Raw genomic sequence first — 16,720 nt, forward strand, 5'->3', positions numbered from 1 at the left:
GGGTGATCAGCCCGGTCGGCGCCGGGTGATCAGCCGCCCAGCACCCCCGGCGGCGCCGACCAGCAGCCAGGCCACGTAGTCCCCGACGTGCCCGGACTGCAGGCGGCGCACCGGCAGCGCCCGGCCCTTCGCCGCGAGCAGGCCGGGCCGGGTGACCGCGAGGGCGGCCAGGCCGAGGGCCGGCAGGGTGGAGAGACAGCCCAGCAGGACCCCGGGCGCCGCCGTCCAGTGCACGGTGGCGGCCGGGGTACCACCGGAACCGGCCCGGGCGACGGCGTGGGCCACCACCCCGGCGAAGCCCGGGGCGAGGCCGACGGCGAGCGCCCCGGCCGGCAGCACCGCGGGGACGGTGGTCATCGTGTCCGGGATCCGGCCGAGCCTGCCCTCGGTCTCGGGCTCCTCCCCGCACCCGGTGGTCTCGTAGGCGTCACCCCGCGGCGGCCTGGCCCCGAGGCCGAGGAAGACCCGGGCCGCGACACGCAGCACCGCCCCTGCCGTCACCGCCGACACGACGGCGGAGAGCACGGTCAGCTGGCCGCCCACCGCCTCCTCGGCGACGGCCTTGCCGAGGCCGGTGCCGAACGGCGGCAGCCCCGCGAGCGCCGGCTCAGCGGGCCGGTGGCCACGTCCCACAGGGCCGCGCACCCGTCCCCGGCCGGCAGCACGGTCGCCGCGAGGATCCGGCCGTTCACCGCCGGGTCACCGCCCGCCGCCCGGAGCGGCGGCACGCGGGAACACAGCCGGAGTGCCCAGGGAGCGCGGACGGAAACCGGCGGTGCGCTGCGGGGGCGACGGCATCTTGGGGCGCTTCGCGGGTAACAGCGTTACCACGCTGCCAAGTTCACGAGTGGAGGACCGGATGGCCAGTGCCGCCTCGCGTCTGCGCACCGCCAAGGGCGACCCGAAGGAGGAGACGGAGAAGGGCAAGGGCCCCGGCAGGAGCGCCGGGCTGTTCAGCAGGGCCGCACGCCTGGTCGGGGTCCGCCGCACCGCGGCGGGGGCCACCACGGAGAAGGGCGGCACCGCCAAGCCCACGGGCACCGGCAAGAAGGGTGCTGGTGGGAAGCAGGGCACCACCGGGCCGAAGGGTGCCGCCGCCAAGACACGCGGCTTCGGCAGGAAGCCCGCCCCGGGAAAGTCGCCCGGCAAAGCGTCCGCCAAAGCCTCCTCCGCCAAGGCCAATGCCGCCGAGCGGCGTCCGCTCCCCGTCCCCCTGCGGCTGCTTGCCATGACGTGCGCGTTCGCCGCGATGGTGGCGTTCGCGGTGGTGCTGGCCAGGCTGACGCTCGATCCGTCCCCCGCGTCGGTGTCGATCGCGCACACCAACCTGCACCCCGGCGCCACGCTCAGGATCTATCTGGACCAGCCCGCGTTCCGTGACGCCGTGAAGCAGATCGGCGGGAACGTCCTGCTCGGCGTCCCGTTCGGGATCCTCGTGCCGGTCCTCGCGCCCGGCGCCCGGGGCGTCCTGCGGGTACTGCTGCTCACCGCGATCGTGATGCTGCTGGTGGAGATGGCGCAGGGCGCGCTGGTCACCGGCCGGGCCTTCGACGTGGACGACGTCATCCTCAACACCACGGGGGCGCTGGTCGGTTGGCTGCTGCTCGGCCGCCGGCTCGGTCGCGCGGTGCACGCCCGCAAGCGCAAGGCCTGACGGCCGGCCGGACGTTCCGAACCAGCCACCAGATCGTCCTGGACTGGTCCGTACCAAAGTATTGACGCGCCACTTATCTCACTCCTTAAATCAAGAGGCGTCACCCTTACCCCCCACCCCGGCCGGCTGCCTCCCCGCGACCGGCCGCCGTACGGAAGGGAGAGCCATGGCCTCCCCACGACTCCTCCGCAGATGTCTGTTCGCCGCCCTGTCCGCCGCCGCCCTGGTCGGGTCCGTCGCCGTCGGTCCCGCGCACCGGGCCGAGGCCGCCGACGCGAGCGCGGCCGCCGTGACCTTCTCCGACAACTTCGACGGGGCCGCCGGTTCGCCGGTCGACTCCTCGAAGTGGACGCTGGAGACCGGCGACAACGTCAACAACCACGAGCGCGAGTACTACACCTCGGGCACGAACAACGCGGCACTCGACGGCCAGGGACACCTGGTCATCACCGCCAAGAAGGAGAACCCCGCCAACTACCAGTGCTGGTACGGCACCTGCCAGTACACCTCGGCCCGGATGAACACCTCCGGGAAGTTCAGCGCCCAGTACGGGCACGTCGAGGCCCGGATGAAGATCCCGCGCGGCCAGGGCATGTGGCCGGCCTTCTGGATGCTCGGCACCGACATCGGGTCGGTCGGCTGGCCGAACTCCGGTGAGATCGACGTCATGGAGAACGTCGGCTACGAGCCCTCGACCGTGCACGGCACCATCCACGGCCCCGGCTACTCCGGCTCCAACGGCATAGGCGCGGCCTACTCGCTGTCGAACGGGCAGGCGTTCGCGGACGCCTTCCACACGTTCGCCGTCGACTGGGCGCCCAACTCGATCAAGTGGTCGGTCGACGGTGTCGTCTACGAGACCCGCACGCCCGCCGACGTGGGCGGCAACACCTGGGCGTTCAACAAGCCGTTCTTCCTGATCCTGAACCTGGCCGTGGGCGGCTACTGGCCGGGCGACCCGGACAGCTCCACCGCCTTCCCGGCACAGCTGGTCGTGGACTCGGTGTCGGTGACGACCAGTGACAGTGCCACCGGGGTCGCGATCAAGGGCCTGGCCGGCAAGTGCGTGGACGTGGCCGGGGCGAACACCGCCAACGGCACCCCCGTCGACCTCTACGACTGCAACGGCACCGCGGCCCAGCAGTGGACCGTCGGCAGCGACGGCACCATCCGCGCGCTGGGCAAGTGCCTGGACGTCACCAGCGGCGGCACGGCGGACGGCACGACGGTCCAGCTCTACGACTGCAACGGCACCGCCGCCCAGAAGTGGGCGGTCTCCTCGGCGAACGACATCGTGAACCCGCAGGCGAACAAGTGCCTGGACGTCACCGGCAACAACTCGGCCAACGGCACCCGGCTGCAGATCTGGACCTGCTCCGGCGGCGCCAACCAGAAGTGGACGGTCGGCTGAGAGCAGTGCGCGCCCGCTAGCGGCGTGACGGGCGGGGCATCCAGGTGAACTTGTCCCCGCCCACCCAGCAGACCACGTCCGGATCATCCAGGTCGTGGACCTTGATGCCGTAGGACGCGGCGACCTCCAGCACATCCGTGACGGTGCGCGCCTGGCAGACCACCTCACCGTCGATCTCCACGATGCGGAAGGGCGGGGTGCCGGGCTTGCCGGTCATGACCCCGAGCACCAGGATCCGCGGCTGGGAGATGAACGGGCTCGCTATCTCGGTCATGCAATCGAGGGTAGATCTCCCCGGGCGGAAGTGACCGGCCCGAGTCACCCTGACGGCGTAGGCGACCATGGACCCCGTCGACGCGCCGGAACGCACCGCCTTCCTGCCGGAACGGTCAGGTGGGCCCGGCGCGGGCCCACGTGGTCCGCGAGGCGGTGGCCGGAGATTTGCCCGGATATTTGCGCAGGCTTGAGGAAGAAACAGGCAATCCGGCACCCGGCTGCGCCCGGGCCGAGGAGCGCGCGGCGCCGGCCCACCGCGCGGTGACGCGCATCACGTACCGGGGTGGAACACCCGGAGGTGGTTGTCCGTTGAACGAGCCGTGGGTGCGGATGGGACAGTGTCCCCGGGCCTCACCTCTAGCCCACAGGGACGATCGTTCGGCTGAAGCCCTGTGGAGCCTTTCGCCGAGAGGCGACCGCCATCCGTGCCCACCACCTGACCGCCCCGGCCGCGCATCCCCCGTCGCGACCGGGGCTTTTCCCTGTGCGGGACCGTTCGGGACGGACATGACGAGGGCCGGCGGCGCCTGCTTGACTTCGAGAGCACTCGAATTCGTAGCGTTCGAGTCATGAGCACTACGACACCTCAGCACAAGATCGGTTCCGGATTCGGCGCGGACAGCACGGCCGACGAGGTCCTGGCGGGCCTCGACCTCGGCGGCCGGCTCGCGATCGTCACCGGCGGCTACTCCGGGATCGGGCTGGAGACCACCAGGGCCCTCACCAAGGCCGGCGCCCACGTCGTCGTCCCCGCTCGCCGCGCCGAGACCGCCCGCGAGGCGCTGACGGGCCTCGACAGGGTCGAGGTGGACGAGCTGGACCTCGGTGACCTGGACAGCGTGCGCGGCTTCGCGGAGCGGTTCCTGGCCTCCGGACGGACCGTCGACTTCATGATCGACAGCGCGGGGATCATGGCCTGCCCGGAGACCCGGGTCGGGCCCGGCTGGGAGGCCCAGTTCGCCACCAACCACCTCGGGCACTTCGCCCTCGTCAACCGGCTCTGGCCGGCCGTCGAGCCCGGCGGCGCCCGGGTCGTGTCGGTCTCCTCGCGCGCCCACCACTTCTCCGGGATCCGCTGGGACGACGTCCAGTGGCGGCACGGCTACGACAAGTGGGAGGCGTACGGGCAGGCCAAGACCGCGAACGTACTCTTCGCCGTACACCTGGACCGGCTCGGCCGGGACTCCGGCGTGCGGGCCTTCGCCCTGCACCCCGGCGGCATCATGACCCCGCTCCAGCGGCACATCCCCCTTGCGGAGAAGATCGAGCGCGGCTGGACGGACGAGCAGGGCAACCTGCTGGAGGTCGCCGGTATGAAGACACCCGAGCAGGGTGCGGCCACCCAGACCTGGGCGGCCACCTCCGCGCAGCTGGCGGACATGGGCGGGGTGTACCTGGAGGACTGCGACATCGCCGAGCCCGCCGTGGAGGGCGAACCGACCGGTGTGAAGGCCTGGGCGGTCGACCAGGAACAGGCCGCCCGGCTGTGGGACCTGTCGGCGGAGCTGACGGGCGTGAACGCGTTCGCCTGAGGCGCCCGGTATCTCCCGGGTCGCCCTCGATCCCGGTTCCTCCGGCGCTCAGGCCGACGGCTCGTCCGGCACCGGGTTCTCGGGGTGCGCGGACCCCGAGCGGGGCATGTCGCCGGGGCCCGCGCCCGCCTCGTCGGGGTCGGGGAGGCCGGCGGCGCCGCGCTCCTCGGGCCGTCCGCTCTCCGCCGCCTCCCAGGGGTCCCGTCCGGACCCGGCCTGCTGGTCCGGCAGGTCCCGGGGTACCGGCTTGCCGTCCTGCTTCCTGCCCACGGCGTACTCCCCTCGCGTCGTTCCGAGGCCGCGTTCCGAGGCCGCGTACCGAGCGTCAGGCGAGTACCTCGGCGGAGCGGGGCGAAACGCGGGTCGGCGCGGAGACCGGCGGGGCAGCACATGCGCGTGAGTCAGCGCGGGCTGCGTTCCTCCAGGGCCGCGCGCCAGGCGGGGAGCCGGTCCTCGGTCGCCGGTTCCGCGCGGCGTCCGCCGCGGCTGAAGAAGTCGGCGAGGGGCAGGATCGCGGCGCCGACGGTGACCGCGTCCGGGCCGAGCCGGCCGAGGTCGATGGTGACCTGCTCGGCGGGGTGGCGCAGCGCGTACGTGGTCGCGTACCGGCGTACGGCGGGCAGGAAGCGGGCGCCCAGCTCCAGGCCGGCCCAGCCACCGATCAGGATCCGCTCCGGCTGGAAGAGGTTGATCAGGTCGGAGAGGCCGGCGCCCAGGTACTCGGCGGTCTCCTCGAGGACGGCGAGCGCGACCGGGTCGGGCTCGGTGCCCTCGGGCGGGTAGGCGGCGGCGAGCATCGCGGTGAGCGCGGTCTCCTCGTCGACGCCCTCGTCCGGCCGGCCGCCCTCCTCGTGCCAGCGGGCGAGCAGGGACTCGGCACCGGCGTACGCCTCCAGGCAGCCGAGCGCCCCGCAACGGCAGCGGCGGCCCCGCACCCGTACGGTCAGATGTCCCCATTCGACGGCCCGGCCGTTCTCCACGTCGGCGGTGACCAGGCAGGCGCCGACACCGGAGCCGAAGAGCACCACGACCGCGTTGTCCGCGCCACGGCCGGCGCCGAACCACATCTCGGCCTGGCCCAGGGTCTTGGCGCCGTTGTCGATGAAGTACTGCACCGAGTCCGGGAGCCGGCAGCCGGAACGGAGCAGCTCCTCCAGCGGGACGGCGTCCCAGCCGATGGTCTGGCCGTGCACGACGGCGCCCCGGTCCTCGGTGTGCTCGATGATGCCGGGGACGCCGACGCCGACGCCGAGGAGCAGTTCGGGCGAGGCGCCCTCGGTGGCGAGGACCTCGTCGATGCCGTCCCGGATGTGGCCGACGATCACCTCGACGTCGTAGCCCTGCTGCGCCAAGGGACGCTCGACGCGGGCCAGTTCGGTGAGGTTGAGGTCGAACAGCTCGACCCGGACCCGGGTCTCGCCGACGTCCACGCCGATCATGTGACCGCTGTGCGGGGCGACGCGCAGCAGGGTGCGGGGGCGGCCGCCGTCGGAGTCGACGCTGCCGGCCTCCTCGACCAGGCCGTCGGCGACCAGGTCGGCGACCACGTTGCTCACCGAGCCGGAGCTCAGGCCGGTGGCCGGGCCCAGCTCGAAACGGCTGAGGGGGCCGTCGAAGTAGAGCCGCTGCAGTACGGCCGTGCGGTTGGCCCTCCTGAGGTCGCGTACCGTGCGCCCGTTCCGCCCCGCCATGTGGCTCCGCTCCCTTCACGAACCCTGCCCGACCTGCAACATACTCCTTCGGGGGGCCGGAAGCGATATTTTCCCAACCCTTAGTTCACGCTGTGAGCTAAGGAGGGGTTAATGCCGGGGCGCGCCATGGGGGTGGAGATCGCACGCGAGCGGCGGGTTCGTCGTGGTTGCACGCGGCGGAGCCGCACATTAGTACAGCCCCGCGCCCCTTACGGGGCGCTCCAGGCGGGCGCCGATCAGGACGCCGCGTATACATCCTCCACAAAACGGCCTTCCGCCACCAGGGAGTTCAGCCATTCGTCGGGATTTCCCTCGGGCATGCGGTCACGGAACATCGTGCGGAACGCCTCCCGCACCCCCGGTGCCATCCTGCTGCCGTCGCCGCAGACGTACACCCGGGCGCCCGCCTCCAGCAGCCGCCACACCTCGTCGGCCTCGGCCGCGATGCGGTGCTGGACGAAGGTGCCCGCGGTGCTGAAGGCCGGGCGCAGGGAGACGGCGCCGGCGGTCTGCGCGGCGTGGAGTTCCTCGGCGTGCAGGTAGTCGGCGTCGGCGGCGTCGCAGCCGAAGTAGCAGAGGGCGGGCGGGAGTTCGGCGCCTGCCGCGAGGGCTGCGGTGCGGTCGGCGACGGCGCCGCGGAAGGGGGCCAGGCCGGTGCCCGCGGCGATCATGACGACCGGTGTGCTGTCGTCGACGCGGAAGGCCTCCCGGCAGGGCTGGACGCGGGCGTACAGCGTGTCGCCGGGGCGCAGGGCGGTCAGGTGGCCGGAGCCGGTGCCGCGGTAGGTGCCGTTGCCGGACCTGGCGGGGGCTTCGAGGAGGGAGATCATCAGGTCGGCGTGGCGGGGGTCGGTGGCCGGGGACGAGGAGATCGAGTAGTGCCGGGGCTTCAGCGGGGTGAGGAGTTCCAGGAGGCGGGGCCAGTCGAGGGCGCCGCGCAGGGCGGGATGGTCCTCGATGATCTCGACGAGGGTGCGCGGGTCGTCGCCGAGGGAGCCCAGGGCGGCGAGGGCGGCCCGCTCCGGCGGGCAGGGGTTGGCGTCGGCCAGGAGGGACAGCTGGTGGGCGTCGGGCCGCTCCTGCAACTCGACGTGGTGGGTGAGGAGTTGGCGCACCGTCAGCGGGCGGTCGACGGCGAGGCCGTCGCGGCGGGGACGGCCGGCGCGGATGTCGAGCACGGCGTCGGGGTCGACGCCGAGGGCGGTGATCGCGCGGCCGACCAGCGCGGGGGCGTTGGCGGGGAGCACGGTGAGGTGGTCTGCGGTGCGGTAGGTGACGTCCTCGGGCAGGGCGATCCGCAGGAAGCGCTTGGTACGGCTGTAGCCCGGAGCGGTGAGGTCGTACGCCTCGGTGACCGTCATCGGCACGAGTCCGTGGCGCTCGGCGAGGGCGTCGAGGGGGCCGCCGGTCAGGGTGCGGACCTCGTACCCGGCGCTGGGCTCCGGCGTGGAAACGGCATCGGGGTCGCCGTAGTGCTCCAGCAGGGCGGTGCGCAGCCGGGCGGTGAACTCGCGGACCGTGCCGCCGAGGTCGCCGGAGGCGTCGGCGGCGGCCCGGTCAATGAGACGGGTGGCGCCGAGTTCGGCGAGGCGGGCGTCGACCCGGGTCGGGAAGTGCTGGTAGGTGGCGGCCCAGTTGCGGTCGCCGACGCCGAGGACGGCGTAGGTCACGCCGGTGAGGTCGGGGGCGCCGTCGAGCCAGGCCGCGAAGGCGGTGGCGTCGTCGGTGGGGCGGCCGTTGTAGGAGGCGGCGGTGATGACGACGGGCCGGTCGGTGGGCAGGCCGCCGGCGTAGGCGTCCAGGGCCGCGACCTCGGTGGCGCAGCCGATGTCACCCGCCTCGTCGGCGAGTTGGGCGGCGAAGCCGCGGCAGGTGCCGTAGTTGCTGCCGTGCAGGAGCAGGGCACCGGTGCCGGTGCGGACCCGGGCCGGGAGCGCGGCCGTCGCGTGCGGGCCGTGGGCGGCCGTCGGCCGGGCTCCCGGCAGGGGCTGGTGGACGCGGTCGGCAGGGGTGCGCGGGGTGAGGGTCAGGGTGAAGCCCTCGGGCTTGAGGGTGAGGGTCTCCTTGACGGTGAGCGCGTAGTCCGCGTGGTCGTGCGGCCGGTAGCGGTGCACCAGCATGGCCAGCAGCATGGTCGCCTCGTGGAGGGCGAACTGCCTTCCGATGCAGGCGCGTTCGCCGGTGCCGAAGGGCTTGAAGGCGTGCACCGGGCGGGCCGCCTCGGCCTCCGGGGTGAACCGGGAGGGGTCGAACAGCTCGGGGTTGTCGCCCCAGACCGGCTGGCGGTGCAGCATCGGCGCGAGCACGGTGACGGCCTGCCCGGCCTTGAGGGGGATCCGGCCGCCGAGCAGGGTGTCGTCCAGGGCGTGCCGGCCGAACGCGGCCGCGGTCGGCCACAGCCGCAGCGCCTCGTTGAGCACCTGCCGGGTGTAGGCCAGGCGGCCGACCTCGTCGTAGGTCGGCTCCGGGTCGGGCGTGTCGCCCCACAGGGCGTCGGCCTCGCGCTGCACCAGCTGGAGCGCGGTCGGGTGCTTGGCCAGGTAGTAGAGGGCGAAGGACATCGCGCCGGAGGTGGTCTCGTGGCCCGCGATGAGGAAGGTGATGACCTGGTTGCGGATGTTGGCGCGGTCCAGGGTGGTGCCGTCCTGGGGGTGCCGGGCGGAGAGCATCAGGCCGAGAAGGTCCTCGGCCGCGCTCTGGTCGGTGCCGGTGCGGGCGGCGATCACGTCGTCGACGACCTGGGCGAGGTAGTCGGCGTCGTCGCGGAAGGCCGCGTCGGCCGCGGAGTGGTCGGTGCCGGGCCGGCGGGCCAGGCGGGTCATGCTCCACTCCAGGCAGCGGACCATGGACTCGACGAAGGGGTGGGGTTCGGCGCGCTCGAAGGAGCCGAAGTCATAGCCGAAGCCGGCCAGGCCGATGGTGTCGAGGGTCATCCGGGTCATGTCGTCCGGGACGTCGACCGGGCGGCCGTCGCGGGCGGCCCGGTCCCAGGACTCGATGAGCCGGCGGGCGACCTTCACCATCACCGGGTGGTAGGTGCGCATCGAGCCGAGGGCGAAGGCGGGCATGAGGATGTCGTGCGCCTTGGCCCAGTTGGGCTCGTCGTTGTACGCGGTGAACAGCCCGTCGGCGGCGAAGGCGCGGACGTTCTCCAGGGCGGGTCCGACGTGCTTGGCGAACCGTTCCTCGTCGGCGAGGTCGGCGACCAGGTCGGCGTCGGCGACGAACAGGGTGTCCCGCCCGTGCAACCGCCTCACGAGGACCGGCCCGTGCTCCCGCATCAGGTCCATGACCTGCTGGATCGGGGTGCGGCCGGGGCCGGTGGCGGTGATGTCGACGAGGGGGACGCCGGGCAGGGCGGGTGCGGGGTCGGGGTGCGGCGCGGTGGGGGGCATGGCGCGACAACTGCCTTTCGCGGTACGGAAAGTCCTGCGATCCAGCGTGGTCCCGCGCGGGTGGGACACGGTGCCGTCGCACTACATGATCGTGCAGTCGAAAGTGCCCGTCGGCTCTTGCGCCGGGCCGGTGGAGTTGCCTCTGACCTGGGTGCTCGCCTTGGATGAGGGTGAAGGGAGCTGAGGTGGGCATGGAGGCGGGCGGGCTCGACGGCGTGGTGTGGCGCAACCGCGCCCTGACGCTGTTCGACCGGGTGGCGGTGCCGGTCGCGGTGTGCGACGTGTACGGGCTGGTGGTGCTGGCGAACCCGGCGATGGCCGCCGAGTGCGGTACGACACCGGGCCGGCTGCGCGGCCGGGATGTCCTGGAGCTGTTCCGCCCGCAGGAGGAGGCCCAGGTGGAGCGGATCGCCGAGGCGCTGCGGCTGCGGCACCGCTCGCGCTACCAGGTGTCGGTACGGTGGCGGGCGCCCGACGGGGCGGATCGGTACGGGGAGCTGACGGCGGACCCGGTGAGCGAGGCGGTGGGCGAGACGCCGTCGCTGCTGGTGATGTTACGGGTGGACGGCGAGCGCGAGGCACCGCGGGCGGAGCCGGCGCGGGTCACGCCGGTCGAGGGGCGGGTGCTGGCGCTGCTGGCCGGGGGCGCCAGTACCGAGCGGGCCGCCCGGGAGCTGGGCCTGACCAGGGACGGTGTCACCTACCATCTGCGCCGGCTGTCGGCCCGCTGGGACGCGGCCAACCGCACCGAACTGGTCGCCCGCGCCTACGCCTTGGGCGTGCTCAGGCCGGGCGTCTGGCCGCCCGTCCCGGCCGAGTAGGCGGTGCCCGCGCCTTCCGGGGCGCCGAAGCGGGCCAGGGTGTGCCAGACCATTTTCAGGTCCTGGATCTGGTACCGGCCGGTGCGGGCCGCGGCGCCGATGATCCGGGGGTCGACCACGCCCTTCTCCGCGATCGCGGCGCCGAGTTCGGCGTACTCCGGGCCCCGGTAGTCGGCGTGCCGACGCAGGTCGGGCACGGTGAGCCGGTAGCCGGGGTGCCATGCGACCGGGAAGGGCAGCCGGCGGGCGGCCTCCGCGACGGGCGTGTTCCGGTAGCAGGCGTCCAGCACCAGGGCCTCGACGTCCCGGTCGAGCCGTACCCCGCCGTGCACCTGTGCCTCGATGTAGTCGTTGAGGGCGTCCCGTTCGTCGGCCGTGGCCAGGGCGAGCAGGTGGGTGCCGGCGGCCACGCCGAAGTCGGTCGGCTCGGCCGCGCTGTCCGGGTAGCAGAAGGTGGCGCGGTGGAGTGCGGGTCCGGTCAGGCGAAGGTGTGAGGAACCGAACCGGGGGGCCGCGCCGACGGCTTGGCGGCGGAAGTCCAGCGCGCCGTACACCGGCCGCTCGGCCGGGTGGGCGTCGTCGTAGGCCCCGCCGAAGATCCGGCTCTCCCAGCGCCACCGGTCGCCGCCGGGGTGCGCGGTGAGCCCGCCGTTGCTGGTGCCGGTGACGAACTGGGAGTGGTAGGCGCCGTCCCGGGCGAGCGCCTCCAGGATCGGCAGGCCGGCCGAGAGCCGGTCGGGGTGGAAGTTCAGGGTGATGCGCAGGCCGGGGGCGAGGGGCGGTCCCGAGGACAGCGCGGCCACATGGCGCAGCGCCGCCGCGCCCCGTGCCGTCCCGGCGTCCGTGAGTTCCATCGGGTTCCCCCTGTGGCCGGTCCGATGCCGGCCGACCTGTGCCCGGTCCGATGCCGGCCGACCCTAGCCGATCACGGTCGGCCCGGTCGCGGCCTTTTCGCCGTGGGTGTCAGCTCGTCACGGCGATGAGCACCCCGAAACCCAGGAAGACCAGCGCGCCGAACGTCAGGAACACCACCGGCCCCACGACGTGCCGCCACATGCGCACCCGGGCGATCTGCGGGTTCTGCGCCAGATAGACGACCTCCACCTGCCGTCCCGTCGCCAGCCCCATGCCGGTCCCCTGCGCCCGCGGCGAGAACTCCACCCGGTAGCCCAGGCGGTCCGTGAAGGCGATGACCGGCACCCACTTCGGCCCGTCCCTGTCCGTGGTGCGCACGTTGTCCACGACGAGTCCCCAGGTGTGCACCCCGTGCCGCCGCAACCGGTGTACCACCCTGCCCTCGTGCACCGCGGCCACGAGCAGCCCCAGGCCGGCCACCGCGCACAGCACCGCGCCGAAATTCAATGCCTCAACCTTTCCGCCCCACCCGACCGTTCAGCACCTCGGGTGAAGAAGACGCGTCGGCCTGGCGTTCGGTTTCCGAGGCGGGGGTGCCGCACCGGAAACCTTCCGTAATCGGCTCTGGTCAACCGGCCACCAGCACCCGAGGATCTGTCGAGAATACGTTCGCCGTGACACACGAGTGGGAACAGGCCAAGGGATGCACAACGTACGGAAGTGGGCCGAGGGGCTGCCGCGACTCCTGCGGCGGCACCGGGACCCGGTGGTCGTCCAGACGCTGCGGTCGGCCACCGCGGCCACGATCGCCTACGTCGTCGCGCTCCACCTGAGCCCGGAGCCGGCTCCGCTCACCGCCCCGCTGACCGCCCTGCTGGTCGTCCAGGTGACCCTGTACGCCACCCTGACCAACGGCTTTCGCCGGGTCAACGCGGTGGTGGCGGGGGTGCTGGTCGCCATCGCCTTCAGCCAGCTGGTGGGGCTGACCTGGTGGAGCCTGGCCCTGCTGATCGTGGCCTCACTGGCGGTCGGGCATCTGGTGCGCGTCGACGAGTACATCCCCGAGGTGGCGATCAGCGCCATGCTGGTGCTCGGGGTCACCACCATCAGCAGTACCGCGTGGGCGCGGATCGTGGAGACCCTGATCGGTGCGGTCGTCGGCATGGGCTGCAACCTCCTGCTCCCGCCCCCGGTGTGGGTGGACGAGGCCGGGGAGTCGATCGAGGGCCTGGCCCGCCGGCTGCGGCAGCTGATGCTGCGCATGGGCGAGGAGGCGGCGGAGATCATGCCCTGGCAGCAGGCGGCCGCACGGCTGCACGAGGCCCGCCGCCTGGACCACGCCATCGTCGAGGTGGACGCGGCGCTGCGGCAGGCGGAGGACAGCCTGCGGCTCAATCCGCGGGTCAGGGAGGGCCTGCTGCACCGGGTGGTGCTGCGCACCGGCCTGGACACGCTGGAGATCTGCACGGTCGTGCTGCGCGTGCTGGCCCGCACCTTCACCGACCTGGCCAAGGCCCGCGAGCCCGAGCCGCTGTTCGCATCGGACGCGGGTACGGCCGTGGAGCAGCTGCTGTCCCAGATCGCCGACGCCGTGGTCAGCTTCGCGGTGCTGGTGACCACCAGCATCAGCGAGAACGCCGAGTCGGCCGAGGCCCGGCTCTCCGCCGAACTGCACGCGGCGTCCGGCACCCGCGACAAGCTCGCCGACCTGCTCCAGGAGGAGATCCGCCACGACGACCGGAACTGGCAGCTGCTCGGCGCCGTCCTGACCGAGGTCAACCGGCTCCTCGACGAGCTCGACACCGAGCACCGCACCCGCCGCCTGCTGGAGGAGCTGGACCGGGTCTCCGGCGAACAGCGCGCCAAGCGGCCGTGGCTGACCTGGCTGCGGGAGCGGGTGGGCGTACCGGACCGGCTGCGGCGGAACCAGGGCGGTGGTCCGGGGCGTTCTCCGTCACGGACGGGGAAGGGGGCACGCCGATGACGGACACGGCGGTACGGATCGACGGGAACACACTGCGGCTGCCGGGCGGGGTGGCGGTGCGGTTCGTGCGCACGCTGCGGCTGCCGGAGACGGGCACGCATCCGCTGCCGCCGGGGCTGGGTGAGTTCCCGGTCCGGCGAGTGGGCGACTACCCGGACACGGTTCCGGACGAGTGGCGGGCGCGGGGCGGGGTGATGCTGCCGGTGTACCTGCGCGAGGCGATGTGGCTGAGCTTCGCGGGCACGACGGAACCGGCCGCGCTCCAGGTCGGCGTCGGCAAGGTGTGCGCGGTCTCCGGCGAGCCGTGGAGCGACCGGCTGTCCCGGGATCCGCAGAACTACCTGGTACTGCCCCGGCAGCCCTGGCTGGACGGCATCAACTCCGGGAAGGGCACGGTCCGCCAGTTCGTGGCGGTGCCGCTCGGGCTGGGCGCGACGGTGGAGGGGCAGGTCACCGGCGAGGAGGTGTGGGGCGGGGTGCAGCTCCAGTCCTTCACGCTCCGGGACGGGCCGCTCGCCGCGTGGCGGCGCGAGGAGCGACTGCGCCAGGAGCGGCTGCGGCGGGAGCGCATGCGCGGGCCCGGCCCGGCCGGCGGCATCGGCGCGGCCCTGCCGATGATGTCCGCTCTCCCCGCCCCCGCCCCGGGCGCGGCCCCGGCGGCCAGGTCGGCCGGGATGGGCCTCGGCGTCGGCGGCTCGATGCGCCAGGAGGTGTACGAGGACGACCGGCCGCTGGGCGACTGGGCCGGGGCCCCGGCCGGACGCGTCTTCGTGCATCTGGTCACGCCCCCGCAGTGGCACCGCATCACGGGCGAGGCACCCCCGCCCTCGCCGGTGGACCGGGCGGCGTACACCCGCGCGGGGCTGCCCTGGTACGACTACTACGACCAGGACGCCCGGGATCTCGCCGCCACGGACACCCTGGAGTCGGTCAAGCCGGTCGGCGACTGGCTCGGTGACGACCTGGAGCCCTGGCAGCAGCCGTCCCCGGGGCAGGTGGTCCCTCTGAAGGACGCGCAGGGCAAGCCGGTGGAGGACGGCGACTGGTGACGCCATTGCACTTTATGCAACGGCTGTTGCTTTTCTTGCGCTGCCCCCGTGGTCCACGTCAAGGTGTGTCAGGTCCGGGGTGACTCACGACCTGAGGTGCGTGGCATGGGCAGTGGTACGGAAGGGACGCGCGGCGGCTGGAGCAGGCGCCGGTTCGTCGGCGCGCTGGCGGGCGCGGCCGCGGTGGTCGCGGTCCCGGCGCCCGCGGCACCGCCCGCGGAGCGGCCACGCCGGGCGGCGCGCCCGGCGGCCGCCACCCCGGCGAAGACGCCCTCGGCTCCCCGCCCGCTCTACCTCGGCACCTACACCTCCGTGGACGGCGGCGGCACCGGCATCGGCCTCGCCACCTACGATCCGGCGACCGGCGGGATCACCGGCGCCGGCACGCTCACCGGGGTCGCCGACCCGTCGTACCTCGCCGTCCACCCGGACGGTCGCACGCTGTACGCGGTGAACGAGCGCACGGACGGAAGCGTGACCGCCGTACGCCTGGCGGACCGGAGAATCCTGGGCAGCCGGAGCACGGGCGGGGCGGGCCCGTGTCACGTCTCGGTCCATCCGACCGGCCGCTGGCTGCTGAGCGCCAACTACACCTCGGGCAGCGTGGCCGTGCACCCGATCGACGCCTCGGGCGCCCTCGGCGAGCGCACGGCCCTGGTCACGCACTCCAGTCCGGCGCCCGGACCCGGCCAACAGGGGCCGCACGCCCACCAGTTCGTCACCAGCCCGGACGGCGGCCACGTCCTCGCCGTGGACCTCGGCACCGACACGGTCTACAGCTACCGCCTGGATCCCGCACAGGGCACACTCACCGAGGTCGCCCAGGCGCACACGAAGCCGGGGGCGGGCCCGCGCCATCTGACCTTTCACCCGGGCGGGCGGTACGCGTATCTGGCCGACGAGGTGGGCAACACGGTCGCGGTCTGCGGCTACGACCCGGCCACCGGCAGGCTGACGATCGGCGCGCCGCAGTCCACCGGCAGCGCCGCCGGCACCACCAACTACCCGGCCCAGTTCCTGGTCACGGCGGACGGTGCCTACGCCTATCTGGCCAACCGGGGTGACAACACGCTCGCGCGGTACGCGGTCGAGGCCGCCGGGGCCCGGCTGCGGCTGCTGGACACGGTGCCGGTGCACGGGGACTTCCCACGGCAGATCGCCTTCTCCCCCGACGGCCGACTGCTGTTCGCGGCCAACCAGCGGTCCGGCACCGTGAGTGTCTTCACCGTCGACGCGGCCAGCGGTGAACTCCGGCTCGCGGGCGAGCCGTTCGCCTCACCGGTCGCCGTCTGCGCGCTGCCGTTGTAGCGTCCGCGGGCAGGAGGCGGCCGCGCTCGCCTGGGCCAGCAGGACGTGCATGCGCTCGGTGAGCTGGGCGACGTCGTCGGCGGGCGCGTGGAAGGCGAGCCGTACGTCGCCGTGGGCGCGGGTGCGTTCGATGCGCAGGGTCAGTCCGTGCCGGTCCACGGCGAGGGGCTGGACGCGGGTCGCGGCGTGCAGGCTCTCGGGCTCGACGAGCCGGGTGAGCCGCTCGACGGCGTCCGGGTGGGAGTCGGCGAGGTGGGTGAGCAGTCCGGCCTCGGCGCCGGCCAGCGGGTCCGGCCGGGCGGCGGCGAACTCGTCGAGGTCGAGGACCACGGCGCCGGAGGGCCGGCGCAGCACCACGCGGGTGGGGTGGAAGACGAGGTGCTCGTCGACGGGGGCGAACCAGCCGGCCATCCAGAGCCGGGCCCGGATCCGGCTGCGCACCGGGACGGGTGCCACGTCGGCGAACTCCAGCACCGCGGACGGCTCGCCGCGCGGGGCGCAGATCGCCGCCGTGAGCAGGGCGCTGTCCTCGGGCACGTGCAGCAGCACCCGGCCGTCGTCGGCGACGGCGTGCGCACCGACGTACTCCTCGCGTCCGCCGTCCGCGGTCACCATGCACGACCACGCGACGGCCAGCAGGGACCGGGCCTGCTCCGCCGCACCGGGTCCGGCCGCCCAGGCTGCCTGTTCGTCACCCATCTCGAAACCTCCTTAGGTAAGCCTCACCTAACTTATCGAAGATCG

Annotated in this window: 14 protein-coding genes and 1 pseudogene; 7 read left to right on the top strand and 8 right to left on the bottom strand. The window is 73.4% G+C overall.

Going from position 1 to position 16,720, the window contains the following annotated elements:
- Positions 1-6 precede the first annotated feature (6 nt).
- A pseudogene (locus tag ABT137_RS23605) lies at positions 7-600 on the bottom strand (complex I subunit 5 family protein); the annotation flags it as partial.
- A 259-nt stretch (positions 601-859) separates the two neighbouring features.
- On the opposite strand from ABT137_RS23605, the gene ABT137_RS51065 reads away from it, so the two are divergent.
- Both ABT137_RS51065 and ABT137_RS23615 read left to right on the top strand, forming a co-directional pair.
- Positions 860-1,654 carry a VanZ family protein gene (locus tag ABT137_RS51065; RefSeq protein WP_502984570.1) on the top strand — a complete coding sequence of 265 codons (795 nt, stop codon included), beginning with the start codon at positions 860-862 and terminating at the stop codon, positions 1,652-1,654.
- 166 nt (positions 1,655-1,820) lie between these two features.
- Positions 1,821-3,065, top strand: coding sequence for a ricin-type beta-trefoil lectin domain protein (locus ABT137_RS23615; protein ID WP_351711946.1), 1,245 nt, complete (start codon positions 1,821-1,823; stop codon positions 3,063-3,065).
- A 16-nt stretch (positions 3,066-3,081) separates the two neighbouring features.
- Here the strand turns inward: ABT137_RS23615 and ABT137_RS23620 are convergent, their stop codons facing one another.
- The gene (locus ABT137_RS23620) at positions 3,082-3,339 is read right to left on the bottom strand and encodes a hypothetical protein (RefSeq protein WP_351711948.1); all 258 of its coding nucleotides are present in this window, start codon (positions 3,337-3,339) and stop codon (positions 3,082-3,084) included.
- Positions 3,340-3,910: 571 nt separating this feature from the next.
- Between ABT137_RS23620 and ABT137_RS23630 the strand changes: the two genes are divergently transcribed.
- Positions 3,911-4,873: an SDR family NAD(P)-dependent oxidoreductase gene (locus ABT137_RS23630; protein WP_351711950.1), complete on the top strand. Its 963-nt coding sequence runs from the start codon at positions 3,911-3,913 to the stop codon at positions 4,871-4,873.
- A 48-nt stretch (positions 4,874-4,921) separates the two neighbouring features.
- Here the strand turns inward: ABT137_RS23630 and ABT137_RS23635 are convergent, their stop codons facing one another.
- The 3 genes from ABT137_RS23635 to ABT137_RS23645 all read right to left on the bottom strand — a co-directional run bounded on the left by ABT137_RS23635 (position 4,922) and on the right by ABT137_RS23645 (position 9,959).
- Complete coding sequence (locus ABT137_RS23635) at positions 4,922-5,143, bottom strand: hypothetical protein (protein WP_351711952.1); 222 nt, start codon at positions 5,141-5,143, stop codon at positions 4,922-4,924.
- 131 nt (positions 5,144-5,274) lie between these two features.
- Positions 5,275-6,564, bottom strand: coding sequence for an ROK family transcriptional regulator (locus ABT137_RS23640; RefSeq protein ID WP_351711954.1), 1,290 nt, complete (start codon positions 6,562-6,564; stop codon positions 5,275-5,277).
- A 236-nt stretch (positions 6,565-6,800) separates the two neighbouring features.
- Positions 6,801-9,959: a bifunctional cytochrome P450/NADPH--P450 reductase gene (locus ABT137_RS23645; RefSeq protein ID WP_351711956.1), complete on the bottom strand. Its 3,159-nt coding sequence runs from the start codon at positions 9,957-9,959 to the stop codon at positions 6,801-6,803.
- Between the two features lie 191 nt (positions 9,960-10,150).
- Here ABT137_RS23645 and ABT137_RS23650 point away from each other — a divergent pair, with 191 nt between their 5' ends.
- The gene (locus ABT137_RS23650) at positions 10,151-10,780 is read left to right on the top strand and encodes a PAS domain S-box protein (RefSeq protein WP_351712199.1); all 630 of its coding nucleotides are present in this window, start codon (positions 10,151-10,153) and stop codon (positions 10,778-10,780) included.
- Here ABT137_RS23650 and ABT137_RS23655 read toward each other — a convergent pair.
- On the bottom strand, positions 10,726-11,634 hold the full coding sequence (locus ABT137_RS23655) for a DUF3626 domain-containing protein (protein ID WP_351711958.1): 909 nt from the start codon (positions 11,632-11,634) through the stop codon (positions 10,726-10,728). The genes ABT137_RS23650 and ABT137_RS23655 overlap by 55 nt on opposite strands.
- Positions 11,635-11,743: 109 nt before the next feature.
- Positions 11,744-12,142, bottom strand: a complete 399-nt coding sequence (locus tag ABT137_RS23660; RefSeq protein ID WP_351711960.1) for a DUF3592 domain-containing protein — start codon at positions 12,140-12,142, stop codon at positions 11,744-11,746.
- A 196-nt stretch (positions 12,143-12,338) separates the two neighbouring features.
- Between ABT137_RS23660 and ABT137_RS23665 the strand changes: the two genes are divergently transcribed.
- From ABT137_RS23665 to ABT137_RS23675, 3 genes are all read left to right on the top strand, one after another.
- On the top strand, positions 12,339-13,619 hold the full coding sequence (locus ABT137_RS23665) for an FUSC family protein (RefSeq protein ID WP_351711962.1): 1,281 nt from the start codon (positions 12,339-12,341) through the stop codon (positions 13,617-13,619).
- Positions 13,616-14,668 carry a hypothetical protein gene (locus tag ABT137_RS23670; RefSeq protein ID WP_351711964.1) on the top strand — a complete coding sequence of 351 codons (1,053 nt, stop codon included), beginning with the start codon at positions 13,616-13,618 and terminating at the stop codon, positions 14,666-14,668. The genes ABT137_RS23665 and ABT137_RS23670 overlap by 4 nt, the downstream gene beginning before the upstream one ends.
- Before the next feature lie 105 nt (positions 14,669-14,773).
- A complete protein-coding gene (locus ABT137_RS23675) occupies positions 14,774-15,976 on the top strand; it encodes a lactonase family protein (protein ID WP_351711966.1) in 1,203 nt (400 codons plus the stop codon).
- Here ABT137_RS23675 and ABT137_RS23680 read toward each other — a convergent pair.
- On the bottom strand, positions 15,944-16,675 hold the full coding sequence (locus ABT137_RS23680) for a DUF2470 domain-containing protein (RefSeq protein WP_351711968.1): 732 nt from the start codon (positions 16,673-16,675) through the stop codon (positions 15,944-15,946). The two genes, ABT137_RS23675 and ABT137_RS23680, sit on opposite strands and share 33 nt — an antisense overlap.
- Positions 16,676-16,720: the final 45 nt, after the last annotated feature.

Source organism: Streptomyces sp. NPDC001980 (assembly GCF_040296885.1).
Lineage (GTDB): Bacteria > Actinomycetota > Actinomycetes > Streptomycetales > Streptomycetaceae > Streptomyces.